Source organism: Rhizobium sp. JAB6, assembly GCF_003024605.1.
Classification (GTDB): Bacteria; Pseudomonadota; Alphaproteobacteria; order Rhizobiales; family Rhizobiaceae; genus Rhizobium.
Map to the genome: position 1 here is coordinate 1 of NZ_PYJQ01000011.1, position 18473 is coordinate 18473.

The window sequence follows — 18473 nt, forward strand, 5'->3', positions numbered from 1 at the left end:
TAAGGGGGCGACTATTTCTCGGAATTGGGGGGCGACATCATTTCGGAATCAGGGGGCGGATTGCCTCGGAATTTGCACATCGACGGATCGGGTCGAAACGCCTGGGATGTAAGCCTCCTGAATGACCGCCGTCAGAGCCTTCTCCGCCATCCGGCGCGGCTCCAGGAAACTCGGGAAGTAGCTGCCTGTGCGAAGCTAGGGAAGTAAGCATTCGGTAAGGGCCGCAGGCTCAGGCCTTTACGTGAACGTCGTTTCCACTTGGCGGCTAATGCATCGACGCTTTCGCGAAGGTTGCTGGCATCGACCGCGGTCGGATCGTAGTCTGCGCTGTCCCACCATTCGAGAAGCTCGTCGTGACGCTCGTGGTTTTTGTTGGCGAGCGCTTCGCGGAATTCCTCGTATCCCCAGGGGCCGCCGACGTCCTCTGGCGGGCAACGCCCAACGACGTCGAGGAGGACGGGATCATTGAAGTCGGCAACTACTGGAACGGTCTTCTCGATCTTGACAGTGTGCATCCAGCCATCGCCGAAGTCATAAAGATACTTGAACGATCTCGCACCGATATCTTCGATGGCGGAAAGAAGTGTCGCTTTTCGAGCGTCAATAGGCCCGTCAAAACCGTCATCGGGAATGCCGAAGCCGACGTCACGGATCCGGAATTCGTAGAGATGAGTGTTGGTCCAACCGAAGGCGGCCTGAAGAACCTCATGAAGCCGATCAAGGCGAATGCGGAACGGCACGACGACACGCCGCATCACCCGGGGTTCAACGTCATCGAGCATGACTTTCAAGCGGATGAGAGAGGCAGTCATTATGCTGCCTGCGGCAGAGGTGTCGTCACGGTATTCGCCCAGTTCCAGGGAGGGAGTTCATCGATCCGGTTTACCGGATGATCGGCGATCCGGGCAAGGGCGTCGGCAAGCCAGGCCTGCGGATCAATGCGGTTCATTTTCGCCGTGACGATCAAGCTGTACATGGCGGCGGCCCTCCGACCACCGCGATCTGAGCCGGCGAACAGCCATGCTTTTCTTCCCAAAGCAACACCACGCAGCGAACGCCCCGCACAATTATGCGACGGGCAGATACGACCATCGTCGAGGAACCGGGTGAAGGATTCCGAGCGGTTCGGCATGTAGTCGAAGGCCTTAGCCAGATCGTTGTCGCGAGACAGCTTGGCACGTTGATCGCGCACCCAGATTCCCATTTCGTTGATCAACGGCCTGCTGAACTGCTCACGGGTTGCCTTTCGCTCATCCGCAGTTCGGCCATTGATCTGGCGTTCAATCTCGAACAGCGCATCGATCCGCTGCACCATCTTGAGAGCGATCGGCGAGCTCACGGCGGCGCTTTTGCCCTGCGCCTTCCGACGCGCATTTGGTACCAGATCGGCCAGGGCGAAGAACGGTCGCCTCGCGTGTGCCCAGAACGCTGCCTCATGGATCGGCCCCGGGCTTCGATCAGGAAGATAGAGCTGCGTATAGCCGCCAATATGTTCGGGAGAACATATTACGGGTTACAATCCGCTGTTCAAGGTTGACCGCGATTCAAATCCGCTAAGGCAGGCGTTTGCTGGTTACATTCGGGACGTAAGTTCTTCGTGCTCACCGAGATCGCGGCGAATGCCAAGCGTGGAAACCAAACCGGTTCGTTAACGCGTAACCATACCGCGCCAGCGAGCTCTTTTGCGAGAAACACGACCACATCTTAACCAACTTGCCAACATCTGAAAATCAGATGTAATCCGAATGTCACGCAAAAGCTTCGGCGTCTACCAGAAGTGGCTGACGCTGGTCTTTTACAGAGAGCGTTGGCTGATCGGCAAATTGCCAATCGACACCAATCTGCGGATCGTTCCACCGAATGCCGCGGTCGCTTTCCGGGGCGTAGTAATTGGTGGTCTTGTAGAGAAACTCGACGTGGTCGCTCAATGTCAGGAAGCCATGGGCAAAGCCTTCCGGGATCCAAAGCTGGCGCTTGTTTTCGGCAGACAAAAGAACGCCGACCCATTGGCCGAATGTCGGTGAGGATTTCCGGATGTCGACGGCAACGTCATAGACCTCTCCGACCACCACCCGCACCAGCTTCGCCTGCGCATGCGGCGGCAGCTGATAGTGCAGACCCCGCAGGACGCCCCTGCCCGACCGGCTATGATTGTCCTGCACAAAATCGGCGCTTCGTCCGATCGCTGCTTCGAACTTCGCTTTGCTGAAGCTTTCGAAGAAGAAGCCGCGGTCGTCTGCAAACACCGTCGGTTCGATAATCTTGACGTCCGGAATAGCGGTATCGATGGCTTTCATTCGTCGTCCTGTTCAGATTGTTTGCAAGGGAGATGCGGCGGCATAAAGCGCGCCTGAGCGGTTAGAATATCTGCTCGCGCAAGATCCCAAGGAGATATTGCCCATAGGCATTCTTCTTCAGCGGGCTCGCCAGCGTCTCGACATCGGATGCATTGATCCAGCCGCTGCGATAGGCGATCTCTTCGGGGCAGGCCACCTTCAGGCCCTGCCGGTTCTCGATCGTCGCAATGTAATGACTGGCTTCCAGCATCGACTCATGCGTTCCGGTGTCGAGCCAGGCATAGCCGCGGCCCATCGTCTGCACGTCCAGTTGCCCGGCCTGCAGATAGTGAACATTGACATCGGTGATCTCCAGCTCGCCGCGCGGCGACGGGCGGATCGATTTAGCGACGTCAACGACGGTTTCGTCATAGAAGTAGAGGCCGGTGACCGCATAATTGCTCTTCGGCATCCTCGGCTTTTCCTCCAGGCTGATCGCCCGGCCGCGTTGATCGAACTCGACCACGCCATAGCGATGCGGGTCCTGTACGTGATAAGCAAAGACAGTCGCGCCGGTTTCCTTGGCGCTCGCTTCATGCAGCAGTCGGGTAAAATCATGCCCGTAAAAGATGTTGTCTCCCAGAACCAGGGCAGATGGCGCGCCATCCAGAAACGCTTCGCCGATCAGGAAGGCCTGGGCAAGGCCGTCCGGGCTGGGCTGCACCGCATAGTCAAGCTTGATGCCCCATTGGCTGCCATTGCCGAGCAATTGCTCGAAACGCGGCGTGTCCTGCGGCGTCGAGATGATGAGGATCTCGCGAATACCCGCCAACATCAAAGTCGTCAGCGGATAGTAGATCATCGGCTTGTCGTAGATCGGCAAGAGCTGCTTGCTGACCGCAAGCGTCAGCGGATAGAGCCGTGTTCCCGATCCGCCGGCGAGTATGATTCCTTTGCGTGCCTTCGTCATGATCCTGCGTCTCGTTTTTAGTGCATCTGCCTCTGTCTTGCCGGCGGGAGGACATGGCCGGAAATCATCGGCAAAAAATTACGGTTTTCAATTCCGCGCAGCCAGCAATCTTGCCAACACGTCGTCGACGCCCTCCTGCCAGAGAGGAAGCGCAACATCGAAGCGATCCATCAGCTTTCGACAATCCAGCCGTGAATTGGCCGGACGCTTGGCAGGGGTCGGATATTCTGCCGTCGATATCGGCTTCAGCGCATCGAGAGACAGCGCAAGCTTGACGTTTGCTGCCAATGCCTCACGAACGATATGGGCGGCATAGCCGTACCAGGAGGTGCTGCCTTGTGCCGTGAGATGATAGGTCCCCGCGAGGTCGCCGGGAGCGCGCGAAGCCATGATGCGCTCGATCACCGTGCGGGTGACATCGGCAATCAAGGCCGCCGATGTCGGCGCACCAACCTGATCGGCGACGATGTTCAATGCGCTTCTTTCATCGGCCAGCCGAAGAATGGTCTTCAGGAAATTGCTGCCATGATGACCATAGACCCAGCTCGTGCGCAAGATGGCATGCTGGGCGCCAGAGGCACGTACTGCCTCCTCGCCCAGCCATTTGCTTTCGCCATAGACGGACTGCGGATTGACAGCATCGCCTTCGACAAAGGGATCGGCTTTCGTACCGTCGAAGACATAGTCTGTGGAGTAGTGGATGAGCAAGGCGCCATTGTCCGCCGCCCAACGCGCCAGTATCCCCGGAGCTGCAGCATTGACCGCCATCGCCAGCTCTTTGTCGCTCTCGGCCCGATCCACCGCCGTATAGGCGGCCGGATTGACAATGATGCCGGGTTTATGCGCGTCGAGAGCGGCAAGAATGCTTGCTTCATTCGCCAGATCCATGTCCGCGCGCGTCAGGGCACGGACATTCCCCAAGACGCCAAGCGAACGTTGCAACTCGAAACCAACCTGACCGTTGGCGCCGGTGATCAGAATGGCGCTCACAACTCAACCTCGTACTGCTTACCGACCCATTCACGATACGCGCCACTGGTGACGTTACGGACCCAGTCCTGGTTGCCGAGATACCATGCGATCGTCTTGCGAATGCCGGTCTCGAAGGTTTCCTGCGGCTTCCAGCCGAGTTCACGCTCGAGCTTGCGCGCATCGATCGCATAGCGGCGATCATGACCGGGCCGATCCTTGACGAAGGTGATCTGATCACTGTAGCGGCTGCCATCGACCTTCGGCCTGAGTTCATCGAGGATGGCGCAGATCGTCTGCACGACATCGAGATTAGGTTTCTCGTTCCAGCCGCCGACATTATAGGTCTCGCCAAGCTTGCCGGCTTCCAGGACGCGGCGAATGGCGCTGCAATGATCCCGGACATAAAGCCAATCACGGATTTGCTGGCCATCGCCATAGATCGGTAGGGTCTTTCCCGACAGCGCGTTCAGGATCACCAGCGGGATCAGTTTTTCCGGAAAATGGTAAGGCCCGTAATTGTTGCTGCAGTTGGTCGTTAAGACGGGCAGGCCGTAAGTATGGTGCCAAGCCCGGACGAGATGATCGGATGCCGCCTTGCTGGCCGAATAGGGGCTGTTCGGCTCATAGCGATTGAGTTCATTGAACGGCGCATCATCCTTCGACAGCGTGCCATAGACCTCGTCTGTCGAGACATGCAGAAAACGGAAGCTTTGCTTCTCCCCCTCCGGCAAGCCATCCCAATAGCCGCGAACGGCTTCCAGCAGATTGAAGGTACCGACAATATTCGTCTGGATGAAATCGCCCGGACCGTGAATGGAGCGGTCGACATGGCTTTCAGCTGCGAAATTGATGATCGCACGCGGCTTGTGAATCGCGAGCAAATCGCCCACCAGCTCGCGATCGCCGATATCGCCATGCACGAACACATGGCGATCATCACCCTCCAACCCCCTCAGCGTATCCAGGTTTCCGGCATAGGTCAGCTTGTCCAGATTGACGACCGTCTCGTCGTGTCGCTCAAGCCAATCGAGAACAAAATTCCCGCCGATGAAGCCAGCGCCTCCAGAAACCAATATCGTCATTCTACTTCTATACCTATCTAGACCCGTCTCAATACGATTTTGATCGTCAAAGCTATATTGCTCGAGAACGCTCTGGAACGAACGTCAGACTTCTACAGCAACCTCCAAAGCTTTGAAAAGCTCTATTTCAAACTTCTTCCCTTACACGCCGGAACGGATGCCATATCAAGGCTGACGCTGCGGCGGCTCCTTCGGCGCACGCCCGCCCGAACGGGAAGCCTCGATTTCAGCCAAGCGGCCTACTATTCTGCGCCCCGCTTCGACGACCAATAGCCGTTGCTTAGCATCCGCCTTAGCACTCTTGCCAAGTTCGCGCGCGAAATCTGGGTGTCGTATAGTCGTGCTTGCCGCTGCACGTTTCCGTTTGCAACCGATTGACCAGATCGACGACGTTGAAGAAGCGCCCGCGTGTTCCGTTGCGGATCAGTGCACGGGCAATCGCGATGGCGAGATGGCTCTTACCGGTTCCCGTGCCGCCGCTGGGGCAACTTACCCGTCGCGGTAGCTGTCGCGTTTTTTTCTACCTTCTCACCGCGTTCATTTTTGCGCTAGCGATGCACTGATTGGTGGATACAAGGGCTATAGCGCTTGCTGGGGCAGTTTCTGGCAAGATGGCACCCCCCCCCGCGACCGCGCCGCTGACGCCGTAGTTGCACCGAACTCATTTTTAGGGGCTATCGATGCTTCATCTGCCTGCTCGTCGAACGGGTCTTACGCGGGAATGATCGTAAACAGGTCTTCAACATAGCCCGGTCGCATCAAGTCACGAAGGCGGCTCATCAACTCATAGCCCCCAACCTTTTCCGCGATATTCCGTACTTTCCCCTACCGCCCTCAAGAAGGATCAAGCCTTCAGTCTTGGCGGCTAATGCGCCAAGGGGACCGCCATGGCATTAAGCGACGTACAGATTCTCTCGATATGCCGTGCTGAAAGGTCGGGCCAGCACGGTAATCCCAGCGAACTAGCGGCCAAATCGTCAGTCACCGTCAGATCCGTGCGCTGACATTCCATGAAAGCACTGTGACGATGCAGGCCACCGCCCCACCAGCAGCGCGAGCCAATTCCGCTGGAACGCAGGCCCTCAATTATCGACGCGATTCCCTTTTCGCTGTTTGTCACACGTACAACCATTGTTGATGACGCCCATGTGTCGCCCTGACCGGGCATCATGGAAACGGACCTGTCCAGTCGCAGCCGATACTCCTTCGCCACGTTCAGATATTGGTCTCGCGATGATGGCCACAGATCAAGCGCAGCCAGGCCGACGGCGGCGCTGAATTCGCTCAACTTGGCGTTAATTGCGGGCACGATCGACTCGCGGGTGCCATGGAAACCGAAATTACCGCGTCGTATAACATGTTCGATCAGACGGGGATCCGTGCAGGCAACAAAGGCCCCTTCACCTATCCCAAGCACTTTTGTAGCGTGCAGGCTGACAACGCACGGCGTTTTTCCAGGCCGTACCGTATCGAAGGCCGATGCGGCGTCCATAACCACTGCCAATCCCGTTTCGTCCCTGAATGTGTCCCAGGTGAGCATATCAGCCGACGCACCAAACGGCATCACGGGCATGACGGCGCCGACCCGTCCGGGCGCGTGGTGCAGAAAGTCTCGGGCCATATCCGCTGTCAGTTGCTGACTGTCGTGGTCAACATCAACGATGTACGGCACGAGCCCGGCCAAATATATGGCGTGGGCGCTCGCAGCGAACGTCCAGGCCGGCACCATACAGAAGCTACCCATGGGCGGCGACTGAGCAAGAAGCGCTAGCGCCAGGCCCAGTGTGGCGTTGGCGCACAACGTCACAGCTTCAACATTGAAATGCGTACGCAGCCGTGACTCGAACGCACGAGCCAGAGGTCCACCATTGCTGTATACGCGACTGTCATCGATCAACTGCAGGTATGGAAGCAGCTGCTGCGATGAAGGCAAGCAGGGGCGCATCACCGGAATTTCAAGCGATGCTGTCTCAACCTGCCAGTATAGTTCAGAAAGATCCCGGCTCTCGCCGATCATGCGGCTGACCTCGTTTGACGAGGCAGGTAGCTTTCATTTCGCGTTTCGCCCGGCGGCGACGATGTTGTGCTCAAGACACCGAAATCGGCTTTGCGCTCACTGCGGGAGATCGTCATGAAATGCCAATGCTCGCAGCACAGAACAACAAATGTGGAAAAGGGAATGGCTTCGGCCCCATTGTCGCGACAATTGCGCCGCCATAGCCGCAGGTAGGCGCCACCCACGCTGCGGAGGACGTTCGATCCGACGAGGGATCGCATAAGCTTCAAAGCCATAACCGCACCTCCGGCAATTCCAGCAAGACGCGCAGCAAGGTTTGGTTTGCGACCAATATGTTCATCCAGAGCTTTTCGTGCGGCGCGGAACGCAGGCGATCTGCTGTAACCGTCCAGTAGGCGGCTGAAATAGGCGTCCGGTTCATAAAGTCGCCGCAGCAGAACATCGTAACCTGCCTTCAAGGTCTCACGCGTCATCTGCTTCGGATGGAAGGCTACATCAGGGTGGCTGGGGTCCAACCTTCCCTCAGCTTTCAGCCGGTCATACAGCGGCGTGGTGGGGATAGGGCTTAGTATGGCGACAATGGCCTGTGCTATGCCGCTGCTCTGGATGAAGTTGAATTGCTCCTCGAAAATACCTTCGTCGTCGCCATCGAAGCCTACGATAAAGCCGGCCTTGATGACCAGTCCCGCGTCACGGATACGCTGCAGCTTGTCAAGCATACTGTCGCCGCGAAGATTTTGTACCTTGCGCGTCTCTTGCAGCGAAGATGCACGTGGTGTTTCAATGCCGATGAACACTGAGCGGAAGTTCGCCTTGACCATCAGCTCAAGCAGTTCTGCGTCATCGGCAAGATTTATGCTGGCCTCCGTGCTGAATATGAGCGGATATTCATACTGTTCCTGCCATTCCACAACGACGCGCAACAATTCCTTGGCTTTCTGCTTATTGCCAATGAAATTGTCATCGACAAGGAAACAGTGACGCATTCCTGCGGCGCGGATAACCTCAAATTCCGTGATCATTTGCTGCGGCGTTTTCACTCGCGGCCGCCGGCCGAAGATTGTGATGATGTCGCAGAACTCACATAGGAACGGACACCCGCGAGAAAACTGAAGCGATGCAACCATATACCGGTCGGTCTTTAGTAAGTCATAGCGTGGCGGCGGCATCTTCTCCATATCCGACTTGGCGGACTGTTCATATCGGCGTGCAACCAGATCTCCCTTAGCATATGCGGTAAGAAATTCGGGCCAGGTTTCTTCGGCCTCCCCGACAAAGCGCGTGTCACACAGATCGGCAAATTCGGCGTCGGAAACTGAACAATAGGGGCCGCCGACAACCACTGTAGCCGATGACTTGCGCAGGCGGTTCAGAATTTCATGCATACGCTGCCGCTGCACAATCATGCCCGTGACGCCGATAACGTCGAAACTTTCCAGAGCATCGAAGTCGATCTCTTCGACGTTCTCGTCGATCAAGGTTATGTCGCAATGTGCCGGCGCCAGGGCCGCTAGAGTGGGCAAGGCACCGGTCACCGTCCAGTTGCGCTTGTCGCCGGGAATGTTTGGTAGAGCATGATCCATGCCCCAGTAAGACGGCGTGAATTTTGGATTGATAAGACATACAGACAGTCGCCGTGTCGACAGACTACTTTCCGGCTCTGAACGCTGGATTTCCTGGGGCTGGACAACCGACATCAAAGTGCTTCCATTTAATTGGCAAGAATGGCGAATCGTATTAACAAGCTATATTCCTCCAAGTTACTTGTTTCTAAAGAAAGGTGGCGGCATTTGCAACGACTGCGCAGTAACGGATATGCTTGAAGTAACTTCGCCTTTTCACATACTTGCAGGACATTATGAAAATTGTTTCCGGCGGCATGGCGACACGGCGCGCGGCGTCGACTGGCCCGATGCAGAAGGCGCACGCGTCCGGTACAGGGTGATGGCCGAATTGGCGCGTGACGACGGTGACTTCCTAGATTTCGGATGCGGCGCAGGACATTTCCTTGACTATCTTCAGCAGACCCGTACTCCTTGCCCGGGCTACCGCGGCCTAGACATTTCGCCAATTTTTGTTGATTTGTGCAGAAGTAAGTACCCAGGAGTTGTCTTCGACTGTATGGATGTGATGGCGCCCGATGCGGTTATCCCGTCGGAAGACTACGTGATCATGAATGGCGTTTTCACGGAAAAACGTGAGGTGCCCCATGAAGTCTTCTTCGACGCGATGACAGCTGTACTTACTAAGGTGTTCGCCGCAGCGAAGCGAGGTATGGCCTTCAACCTCATGTCCAAATACGTCGATTGGGAACGTGACGACCTGTTTCATGTCCCATATGATAACATCATCCGATTCGTGATGAGCCTTTCCCGGCATCACTTGATCCGGGCGGATTATGGGCTGCGCGAATATACGGTCTATGTCTATAAATCACCGCAACTATAGGGGCGTATTTGCAGGACATTGTTATATTTGGCACCGGCCAGATCGCCGATGTCGCGAAGGTTTACATTGACACTTTTGGTCCTGGGCGGGTGGTAGGTTTCACTATCGATGAAGACCGCCTCACGACCAATGAACATTGCGGTCTCCCTGTTATCGGGTGGGAGCGCTTAGAGGCACGTTTCCCGCCGGATAAGGTCAAGATCCTAGGGCCGCTCAGTTATCAGCGGTTGAACGATTTTCGCCGCGAACGCCACCTGGAAGGGCGGGCACGAGGATACAGTTTCGCCTCATTCATCCATCCTTCGGTGCAGAACCTCGCTGAAACGATTGGAGAAAACGCTTTTATCCTTGAAAACTGTATCCTTCAGCCGTTCGTGCGAATCGGCGATGGCTGTATGATGTGGACAGCCTGCCATATTGGCCACCATACGATGATCGATGACTATTGTTTTCTCTCAAGCCAAGTCGGTGTTGCCAGCAGCGTGCATATCGGTGCCGGTTGCCTGATCGGCGGACAGGTGGGTATAGACAATGCCTTGTCCATAGGCGCGCACTCATATATCCAGTCGCGTGCCATGATCCGTCGCAATATTCCAGCCGAGAGCGTCGTCCGCCATGCGTTCGACAGCCCAGAAACATACTCAAGCGCACGCCTAAAGACGAAGAAATTCCTGTGACGAATGGCTGGAAAAGGCATGGGTTGTTGCTGTCGGTAAAGACAGGTCATGCTTGGTGGACCAGCCACGCACAAGCCCCCTGCGTTTTGGCCATCGCACCACGCGTATGGCGCGTCTATTTCAGCGCACGCAATGCTGAGAACACGGCATCGCCAGTTGCCGTCGATCTTGATCCTGGCGACAACATGCGCGTAATCGCCGAACATATCTCTCCCCTTTTGCAGACTGGTCCTCCAGGAAGCTACGATCACACCGGCGTCGGTTCCGCCTGTGCTATATGGATAGATGGGCAGGTTCACCTGTATACAACCGGGGTTCACCTGCGACCGGATGTTCGCTTCCAGCTCAGCATCGGCCTTGCGCTTAGTGAAGACGGGCTTTCCTTTGCCAGTGCGTTCGATGGTCCAGTGCGAGCGACTGGGCCGTTTGATCCTTTTTTTGCCTCTATGCCATGTGTTCGACGGTGTGAAGACGGCTATCGTATGTGGTACGTAAGCGGCACCGGCTGGACAATGGAGGGGACGCAGCAGGAACCACTTTACGATATCCGCACTTGCCGCTCATCTGATGGTCGCTTATGGGAGCCATACTCGCTATGTGCTTTGTCGAGCGCGGGGATGGGTGCCAGTGCCGCTGGTCGGCCATGGGTAACGCAAGATGGTGATGGCCTGCGATTGTGGTACAGCCTTCGCGGCGCCGAGTTCCGCCAAGGCGGCGATGCCGCTTATCGCATCGTTTCACAACCTTTGAACCGGGACGGGGTCGCGGTAGGCAGCCCCGAACCGGTAAGTTTCGTAAATCCGCCGGTCGTCGGCGATTTCGACGACTGGATGCAGGCCTATGCATGCATCATGAACTATGAAAACACTGAGATCATGTTCTATAACGGCAACAATTTCGGTCGGGCGGGGATAGGCTGGGCGACGCGACGAAGGCGGGAAAGATGAGTTTTGAATTTCGTGTTCCCATTCTGCCGCGCCCCTCCTTTTTTTCCAATGTAAAGCTCACGGCCCTGTCGTTGGCAAAGCTAGGGAGCGACTATGCAGCGGCGCCGATTCGCGTCTCTGTTGGTGAAGGACCCAACAGAGACAGCGTTGCCACCGCCAACATCTGGTCGGACGCTTATCCAGTCGAATGGCAGATGGTGCCGCGCGAGGCCAACGACGCCGAATTTTCCTCGGGCCTGGATCGCTATGCCAAGCCCGCCGGAAGCGATGTGATCATCCTTATCGACGCCGACACCTGTCTGATGAGACCGATAGATGAACTGCTGGAGAATTTGAGGGTTGCGGGTCGACCCACAGTGGCAGGAATGCAGGCGCATTTTCCACCCTTCCCTGACCGGTCGACCAGCGAGGCGCAATGGCGGTTACTGCTCGCAGAATTTGGTTTCTCCGAGGCTGTGCTCGATCGCAGCTATTCTATGTCTTCACCCGTAGAATCTGGACATTGCCCGCCTTACTTTAACTATGGTTTCGTCGCATTCAATGCCGCAGCGTTCGAACGCATCCGACCGCTGATGGCCGGCTATACGCAGAAATTGCTTACGCAGTTAGCGGGTATTCAGTCTATATATTTCACCGCCCAACTGGCATTGACGCTCGCCATTCTTGAAGCTGATGTAGATGTTTTGGAACTGGGGCCAGAGTATAACTGTCCCAATTCGGATGAGATGCTAACGCACGGCCTGCGCTCCGTGGCAGATATCCGTGTGCTCCACTATCTGCGCAACAATGTTTTCAATCGTCATACCTTCTTGTGCGAGCGGCAGGAATTCGAAGCCTTTCGCGGCACGAAATTCGCCTCATCGGTCGTGCAGGCTTTCCAGGCGCATGTATTGAGTCTGCGGGATGTCTTTCTCGATGGACCACTTCCATATGAGCCAGGTGCTTGATCTGTGCGTATTGCCGTGATGCAACCCTACCTCTACCCGTATGCCGGGTATTTCCGTCTCCTCGCGGCAAGCGATATCTTCATCCTCTATGACGATGTGCAGTTTCCGCGACGAGGGCGCGTCCATCGCTGCGAGATGAGACCCGGCCACTGGCTGACTTTACCCTTGATGCATCAACCGCGCGACACGTTGATCCGAGATCTCCGGTGGCATAACGATGCGCGTGGGGAGCTGGATAGGCGGTTATCGTCTTTTGATGTCCCGCGCGAGGTTGAGTGTCCAGTTGCCGCCTCAGTCTGCAATCATCTCTATGGGCGTTTGGATGAGGTTGTTGACTTCCTTGAGACAGGCATCCGCCTAGTGGCTCACGCAGTCGGCATCCATGCGCCAATTATCCGTAGTTCAGCATTAGAGATCGATCCTTCCCTGCGCGGGCAAGCGCGGATCACGGAGATTGTGAAAGTACTCGGAGGGAGCTGCTACATTAACGCGCCGGGAGGACGCGGCCTTTACGACGCAGGACAGTTCGACGCGGCGGGATTGCAGTTGAAGTTTTTAGTGCCCTACACAGGCCAATTCTTGCACATCCTTCAACCATTGTTGAAGGGCAATGCAACCGAACTCGGCTGTGACATTCGCAGTACATGCGTCGTTGAAAACTGATCGTCATTGGCCTTTTGGGTGCTTGGCGGGAAGCGCGGTAAGCCAAGCTGCAATACGAGCTCATCGGAGCACTTCATCACGGGCGCAAGTTCCGTTGTCTGTTCGTTGGACGCTTCGCGAAATTGTCGCGCGGGGCTGCCGCTTCGCCGTGCGTGGAGCATCCGCCTTTAAAGAAGCGTTTCCACTATGTTATTTATAATATTAATTTAAATTTTTTAATTTTCTTCAGCTGCTAATGGAAAAATAAGCACAAAAGTTGCCACCTTGGTTCTTTTTCTCTTGCGACTACTGCCGTTTTTCACGATGCTTTGATCCGCTTTTCCATTTGACGTTGATCGGTTCAGTCACGGGGAAGCGATTACCGAATTTGCTATATCAGCATCAAAGCACGGTCACGACGAAATGCCAAACTGGGTGAGCACACAATTCGAATGGACATTGAGCCGCATGATGGATTTCCCCCTCGACCCGAAAGGAACATCAGTCCACAACTGGTCGAAGTCGCAATGGGATCTCGTGCGAAATTGATGAACCAGAAGCCCGCTGTTCTTTGGTTCACGGGCCTTTCAGGGGCAGGCAAATCAACAATCGCCAATCATCTAAAAAAGCTTTTGAACGACGACGGCCGTCATACGATTTTGCTCGACGGCGACCATATTCGGCGTGGGCTAAATAGCGATCTCGGTTTTGCTGAAGCCGACCGCGCGGAGAACATTCGCCGCATAGCTGAAGTCACCAAGCTTATGACGGAAGCCGGGCTCATCGTTATCGTTGCCTGCATTTCGCCATTTCGGTCTGGGCGCCAGTTCGCCCGAGATTTAATGGAACCTGGTGAGTTTATAGAGATCTTCGTCGACGCTCCTCTTGAGGAGTGTATTCAGCGCGACCCTAAGGGCTTGTACAAGCGAGCCCTCTCCGGCGAACTCCACCATTTTACTGGAATCGATTCGCCATACGAACCACCGGAGTGCCCGGAACTGCATTTGCGCACTGCGGGGGCAGATCCCGCGCAATTAGCGCGGAAAGTCGAGACATTCTTGAGGGGGAAATTCTATTGAAATTTGCTCAGTCGTCCTGGACTAAGAGGGCGTCGATCTTGCCTCCGCGGTATCACAGTTGGCTCAGAACCTGCCGGTGTTCCATGCCACTCGATATAGAAGCGGCTCGGATCGTGACCTACGCGGGAAAGCTGCGGGATCGGTGCGATCGTGGTCCATCTTTCTCATGTAAGCGCAGGGTTCGCTTAAACCTTGCTGATCCAACAGCCAGCAGTGGTGATTCAAGCAAAAAGCAGCTCCGGCAAACGGGCGAAAGTGCACGTCTTTGATCGACAACAAGAAAATGGCGGGAAAGTCCAGTATCAACGTTTTAATTCCAGCCGAGCATCGCGAGCCTCAGCCGACCCATACGAAGAGGCGCATCGGACTGGTTGTGCTCGGTATGCATCGCTCTGGTACCAGCGCGTTAACTCGTGTTCTAAGTCTGTTGGGAGCCGATTTGCCCCATAGACTGATGGGACCTAATCGAGGCAACGAGACGGGACATTGGGAACCTCAACACCTTGCTGCTATAAATGACCAATTATTGTCCGCAGGTGGCAGCAGTTGGAATGATTGGAGAAAATTCGATTGTAGATCGTTGGATGAGAGATATCTTCATTTCAGGGACGCAATCGTTGTCTGCCTCGAAGAGGACTTTGGCAGTTCGCAACTGTTCGTCTTGAAGGATCCAAGAATCTGCCGGCTGGTGCCTTTGTTCAAAGATGCGTCGGATCAGCTCGATATAGAACTCCGCTACATTATCCCGTACCGGAATTCGTCCGAGGTCGCCGCCTCACTCAATGCTCGCGATGGAATTACTGCCGATTACGTAAAATTGATGTGGGCGCGACACGTACTTGACGCAGAAGCGGAAACCCGTGGTCTTGCCCGGGTTTTTGTGCCTTATGACGCTCTGCTTAGTGATTTTGAGGGCGTGTCCAATCGAATTGGCGCGTGTTTGGACGTAGAGTGGCCGATCTCTGTGCCTGCGGCGAGAATGAACATTGCCGCCTTTTTGAGACCTGACCTACGGCACCATCAGGCGTGCGGAGAGAGTTTGCAAAGCGAGGGAGAGATTACAGGCTTTACCGACCAAATACTGGCGAATGTTGTCAAGCTTGATCGAAATCCCCGCGACGAAGAGGCCATAGAAGACCTTTCTTCGTTGAAAGATGAACTCGATAATAATCCTCGCATGCTTTTTGTGGACGCGACTTTTCGTGAATTTGTCGCTAGGCAGAGGAGCGACGCCGAGCGTTTCCGTTTGCAATTGGAGCAAATGCAGCGCGATGCAGATCTGCGATCAGATCATCTGAATGCGGCACAGAAGGTCGCCGACGCGAACCTGGAGCAGATCCAACGGCAGATGGCTACCGTGCAGGAGATTGCTGATGCCAAGGAGGAGCAGCTTTGGGCCACCGCCGCGAAGCTGGAGCAGGTCCAGCGGCAGATGGCTACGGTGCAGGAGATTGCTGATTCCAAGGAAGAGCAGCTTCGGGCCACCGCCGCGAAGCTGGAGCAGATCCAGCGGCAGATGGCTACGGTGCAGGAGATTGCTGATGCCAAGGAAGAGCAGCTTCGGGCCACCGTCGCGAAGCTGGAGCAGATCCAGCGGCAGATGGCTACCGTGCAGGAGATTGCTGATGCCAAGGAAGAGCAGCTTCGGCGGCACCAGAACCAATGGCAAAGTGATCTCGCAGATGCCGAGGCTCGTGTACAAACACTTGAGAGAAGCTTAAACGAAACTTTCAGCAGCTACTCGTGGAGAGCTACACGCCCATTGCGTAGATTGGCTAGCCTTCTAGGTAAGGCGGCGCCAGGGGGAGGCCCTCGCTCAGGTGCGAAATGAATGTTGGGCTGCTGCTATGCATCTTCGTTTCGAACCTATGGGTAAGTTTCTGAATCCATGACCGATCCAGTGTGCTCTGGTATAGGTCGTATTCAAAGGAATGACCGAGTAGCGCCTGCAGCTTATGAGGAATGGCGGCGCTGTGAAACGGCACATCTTCCCATAGCTCGCCAGCGCTGGCTTAAGCGAGAGTTCAGCGAATGCCGCTTGCTCGACGCATAACGTGAGGAGTTCACTTGCTATCCGCTCGCCTACCAAAAATCATCTGGATGCTCTGGCTTCAAGGCTGGCAGGAAGCACCGGAGGTCGCGCAAGCTTCTCGGCAAAGCTGGCTAAGGTTCAATCCGGATTGGCGGGTTCAGGCCTTGAGCCTACCGGACCTCACCAACTTCCTGCCCACTGCCACGTTGGAGCGCCTGAACGTCGATTCCATACCGCCCGCAGCAGCCAGCGACGTCATTCGGCTGGAACTGCTCCACCGCTATGGGGGAGTATGGGTGGATGCGACGACGATTTGCACGAGGAGCCTTGATAGCTGGTTGCCGGCCCAAATGGCCAGCGGCTTCTTCGCCTTTGATCGACCCAGTCCCGATCGGCTGTTGTCCACGTGGTTCCTGGCGGCACAAGCGGGTTCCTACATTGTCGAGCGCTGGTGCGCCGCAGCGACCGATTATTGGCTCGGTCGCAGTGAGCACGACAATTATTTCTGGGTCCATAATCTGTTCGCCAATTGTTGCCGGGTCGACCCGAATTTTCGCGCCGCCTGGGAATTAACGCCCAAGCACAGTGCGCGCCACGCTTATCATTTCGCCCCCCACAGCCCAGCGCTGCTTGAGCCGCCCACGTTGGCCTACCGCGAAGATGTCACGCCGCCGGAGCCGGTCATGAAGTTGACTCACAAGCTGGCGCACTTCGATGACCAATCTTTGATGGCGACGCTGTGCAGATTCGGGCGCGGGGCGGCGCCTGACGACCCACCTTTGGAGGCCGACGCGTCACGGCGGCGCATTCTCGTGGCATGGTATGGCGCTTTCTCGGGCCATGGCACAATCGGCGACCTTCGCTCGCTCGAAACCGTAACAGCGAATCTGGTTGGCGTCGGTCATGAGGTGCTCCATGCAACCGCCGCAGAATTGAATTTGCCAGGCGCGCGGCGTGTCGATTGGCGAACGATCGATCCATCGAGCGTCGACGCAGTTCTGTTCGTTTGCGGCCCGATTTTGCGCTTCCATCCTTGGACGCAGGAATTGTTCGCTCATTTCGCCTCGACCCACCTGGCTGGCGTCGGCGTCAGCCTGCTGCCGGCTGACGACCCCAACCACAGCAACCCTTTCGACCGCGTCTTCGCAAGACAGGGCGGACCCACGCGATACGGCGACGTTGCCATCGTGGCACCGAACCCAGTTGACCGACGCAACAGACCCACCCGCGCAGAAAGGGTCATCGGCTTGGCACTTCGAGGGCAACAGGGCGAATACGGCGACGAACGGTGCCGGTGGCAGGAGACCGAAGCTGTCGTCCAACGCATCCTCACATCGGCGGCCGAGGACGGCCCTTTGCGCGTCGTCACGATCGAAAATCACCTGACACGAGCCGCTATGCCGGCTAATGCCATCGAAGCGCAATATGGCGATTGCGATCTGATCCTCACTTCCCGTTTCCACGGCGCAATAGCGGCGATGCGGCAAGGAGTTCCTTTCATTGCGATCGATCAGATCTCAGGCGGTGCCAAAGTGTATGACCTCCTGGCCGACCTGGGCTGGCCGTATGTCCATAAAATTTCGGAAGCGGATCCCTCTTATTTGACGCATTGCGCTTTGGCACTGCTCCAGAACCCCGAGAGCGACCGCCTGATGGCCGCATGCCGCAAAGCCGTCAAAGACGCCAACTGTACTCTGACCGACTTGGATGCCTGGGCGGCCTCCTTACCCAAGATGTCGATTGATTAGCCACAACGAATGGTCGGCGGAGAAACTGTTACAAATCACACGCTAGATTGAAGGGAGCATCTGGTAAGTCGGTTTTGGTTAGGAGCCGAATTAGCGCAAGTTACGACACAGATGAATCATTTGCGATGTAAACGCGCTTAATGTGTGCTCCAAGGCGGCGGTAGCCCGTTCAAGTGCAGAAGATTCACGCCCGGAACTAACTCTCCAAGCGCTGGAACAAAGGCTAGGCCCCGCAACGGAGAGATTCGCATTACATCTGTGTTTTTTGCGCACATATTCCAGCAGTTGGTATCGAGCACCCTACAAAAAGTGGTCGCTGGCCACGCATCTCAGGGCAAGCCTGGCCAGCGAGGCGCTCAAGATGGCAATTGCTGATCGTCAACCCGACCTGGGCAGCCTGGTTCACCATTCCGACCGGGGAGGGCAATATGCTTGTGGGGCATACTCGGAGCTTTTGCATCGGCACGGCATTCAGCCAAGCATGAGCCGCGTTGGAAATCCCTCTGATAATACAAAAGCGGAAAGCTTCATGAAACCCTTAAGCAGGAGGAGGTGCAAGGTCTCGCCTATAAGGACGTGGATGATGCTCGAAAACGGATTGGCGTCTTCATTGCTACTGTTTACAATACCCAGCGG

General features: G+C 56.0%; 13 protein-coding genes and 5 pseudogenes. 8 read left to right on the forward strand and 10 right to left on the reverse strand.

Annotated elements, in window-relative coordinates; genetic code table 11:
- Positions 1-78: 78 nt before the first annotated feature.
- The 10 genes and pseudogenes from C7U61_RS18445 to C7U61_RS18490 all read right to left on the reverse strand — a co-directional run.
- Positions 79-204: pseudogene (locus C7U61_RS18445) on the reverse strand (transposase); the annotation flags it as partial.
- A gap of 32 nt (positions 205-236) precedes the next feature.
- Positions 237-812: pseudogene (locus C7U61_RS18450) on the reverse strand (plasmid pRiA4b ORF-3 family protein); the annotation flags it as partial.
- Positions 812-1483 (reverse strand): annotated as a pseudogene (locus tag C7U61_RS18455) (transposase); the annotation flags it as partial. The pseudogenes C7U61_RS18455 and C7U61_RS18450, both read right to left, overlap by 1 nt.
- Positions 1484-1748: 265 nt before the next feature.
- Complete coding sequence (gene rfbC, locus C7U61_RS18460; protein ID WP_106999541.1) at positions 1749-2297, reverse strand: dTDP-4-dehydrorhamnose 3,5-epimerase; 549 nt, start codon at positions 2295-2297, stop codon at positions 1749-1751.
- 61 nt (positions 2298-2358) lie between these two features.
- Complete coding sequence (gene rfbA / locus C7U61_RS18465; RefSeq protein ID WP_106999542.1) at positions 2359-3246, reverse strand: glucose-1-phosphate thymidylyltransferase RfbA; 888 nt, start codon at positions 3244-3246, stop codon at positions 2359-2361.
- An 87-nt stretch (positions 3247-3333) separates the two neighbouring features.
- Positions 3334-4236 (reverse strand): dTDP-4-dehydrorhamnose reductase, encoded by a 903-nt coding sequence (gene rfbD, locus C7U61_RS18470; protein ID WP_106999543.1) that lies wholly within the window; start codon positions 4234-4236, stop codon positions 3334-3336.
- On the reverse strand, positions 4233-5300 hold the full coding sequence (gene rfbB / locus C7U61_RS18475) for a dTDP-glucose 4,6-dehydratase (RefSeq protein WP_106999544.1): 1068 nt from the start codon (positions 5298-5300) through the stop codon (positions 4233-4235). Before rfbB ends, rfbD begins: the two co-directional genes overlap by 4 nt.
- A 343-nt stretch (positions 5301-5643) precedes the next feature.
- Positions 5644-5778 (reverse strand): annotated as a pseudogene (locus tag C7U61_RS18480) (ATP-binding protein); the annotation flags it as partial.
- Between the two features lie 387 nt (positions 5779-6165).
- Positions 6166-7317 (reverse strand): DegT/DnrJ/EryC1/StrS family aminotransferase, encoded by a 1152-nt coding sequence (locus tag C7U61_RS18485; RefSeq protein ID WP_106999545.1) that lies wholly within the window; start codon positions 7315-7317, stop codon positions 6166-6168.
- Positions 7314-9014 carry a radical SAM protein gene (locus tag C7U61_RS18490; protein ID WP_245410835.1) on the reverse strand — a complete coding sequence of 567 codons (1701 nt, stop codon included), beginning with the start codon at positions 9012-9014 and terminating at the stop codon, positions 7314-7316. The genes C7U61_RS18485 and C7U61_RS18490 overlap by 4 nt, the downstream gene beginning before the upstream one ends.
- Before the next feature lie 118 nt (positions 9015-9132).
- Between C7U61_RS18490 and C7U61_RS18495 the strand changes: the two genes are divergently transcribed.
- The 8 genes and pseudogenes from C7U61_RS18495 to C7U61_RS18530 all read left to right on the forward strand — a co-directional run bounded on the left by C7U61_RS18495 (position 9133) and on the right by C7U61_RS18530 (position 17837).
- The gene (locus tag C7U61_RS18495; protein WP_181315875.1) at positions 9133-9765 is read left to right on the forward strand and encodes a class I SAM-dependent methyltransferase; all 633 of its coding nucleotides are present in this window, start codon (positions 9133-9135) and stop codon (positions 9763-9765) included.
- An 8-nt stretch (positions 9766-9773) separates the two neighbouring features.
- On the forward strand, positions 9774-10442 hold the full coding sequence (locus C7U61_RS18500; RefSeq protein ID WP_106999547.1) for an acetyltransferase: 669 nt from the start codon (positions 9774-9776) through the stop codon (positions 10440-10442).
- Positions 10439-11389, forward strand: a complete 951-nt coding sequence (locus C7U61_RS19400) for a glycoside hydrolase family 32 protein (RefSeq protein ID WP_146143962.1) — start codon at positions 10439-10441, stop codon at positions 11387-11389. The genes C7U61_RS18500 and C7U61_RS19400 overlap by 4 nt, the downstream gene beginning before the upstream one ends.
- Positions 11386-12336: a hypothetical protein gene (locus C7U61_RS18510; RefSeq protein ID WP_106999549.1), complete on the forward strand. Its 951-nt coding sequence runs from the start codon at positions 11386-11388 to the stop codon at positions 12334-12336. The genes C7U61_RS19400 and C7U61_RS18510 overlap by 4 nt, the downstream gene beginning before the upstream one ends.
- Before the next feature lie 3 nt (positions 12337-12339).
- Positions 12340-12999: a WbqC family protein gene (locus C7U61_RS18515; RefSeq protein WP_146143963.1), complete on the forward strand. Its 660-nt coding sequence runs from the start codon at positions 12340-12342 to the stop codon at positions 12997-12999.
- Positions 13000-13475: 476 nt separating this feature from the next.
- Positions 13476-14057: pseudogene (cysC, locus tag C7U61_RS18520) on the forward strand (adenylyl-sulfate kinase); the annotation flags it as partial.
- A gap of 265 nt (positions 14058-14322) precedes the next feature.
- Positions 14323-15888: a hypothetical protein gene (locus tag C7U61_RS18525; protein ID WP_146143964.1), complete on the forward strand. Its 1566-nt coding sequence runs from the start codon at positions 14323-14325 to the stop codon at positions 15886-15888.
- Between the two features lie 236 nt (positions 15889-16124).
- Entirely contained in the window at positions 16125-17837 is a 1713-nt protein-coding gene (locus C7U61_RS18530; RefSeq protein WP_106999553.1) for a capsular polysaccharide synthesis protein, read from the forward strand.
- Positions 17838-18473 lie beyond the last annotated feature (636 nt).

Bases quoted from the DNA above. Each gene is read 5' to 3' on its own strand.
- rfbC (WP_106999541.1), bottom strand. From the start codon at position 2,297: ATGAAAGCCATCGATACCGCTATTCCGGACGTCAAGATTATCGAACCG.
- rfbA (WP_106999542.1), bottom strand. From the start codon at position 3,246: ATGACGAAGGCACGCAAAGGAATCATACTCGCCGGCGGATCGGGAACA.
- rfbB (WP_106999544.1), bottom strand. From the start codon at position 5,300: ATGACGATATTGGTTTCTGGAGGCGCTGGCTTCATCGGCGGGAATTTT.
- C7U61_RS18485 (WP_106999545.1), bottom strand. From the start codon at position 7,317: ATGATCGGCGAGAGCCGGGATCTTTCTGAACTATACTGGCAGGTTGAG.
- C7U61_RS18490 (WP_245410835.1), bottom strand. From the start codon at position 9,014: ATGTCGGTTGTCCAGCCCCAGGAAATCCAGCGTTCAGAGCCGGAAAGT.
- C7U61_RS18495 (WP_181315875.1), top strand. From the start codon at position 9,133: ATGCTTGAAGTAACTTCGCCTTTTCACATACTTGCAGGACATTATGAA.
- C7U61_RS18510 (WP_106999549.1), top strand. From the start codon at position 11,386: ATGAGTTTTGAATTTCGTGTTCCCATTCTGCCGCGCCCCTCCTTTTTT.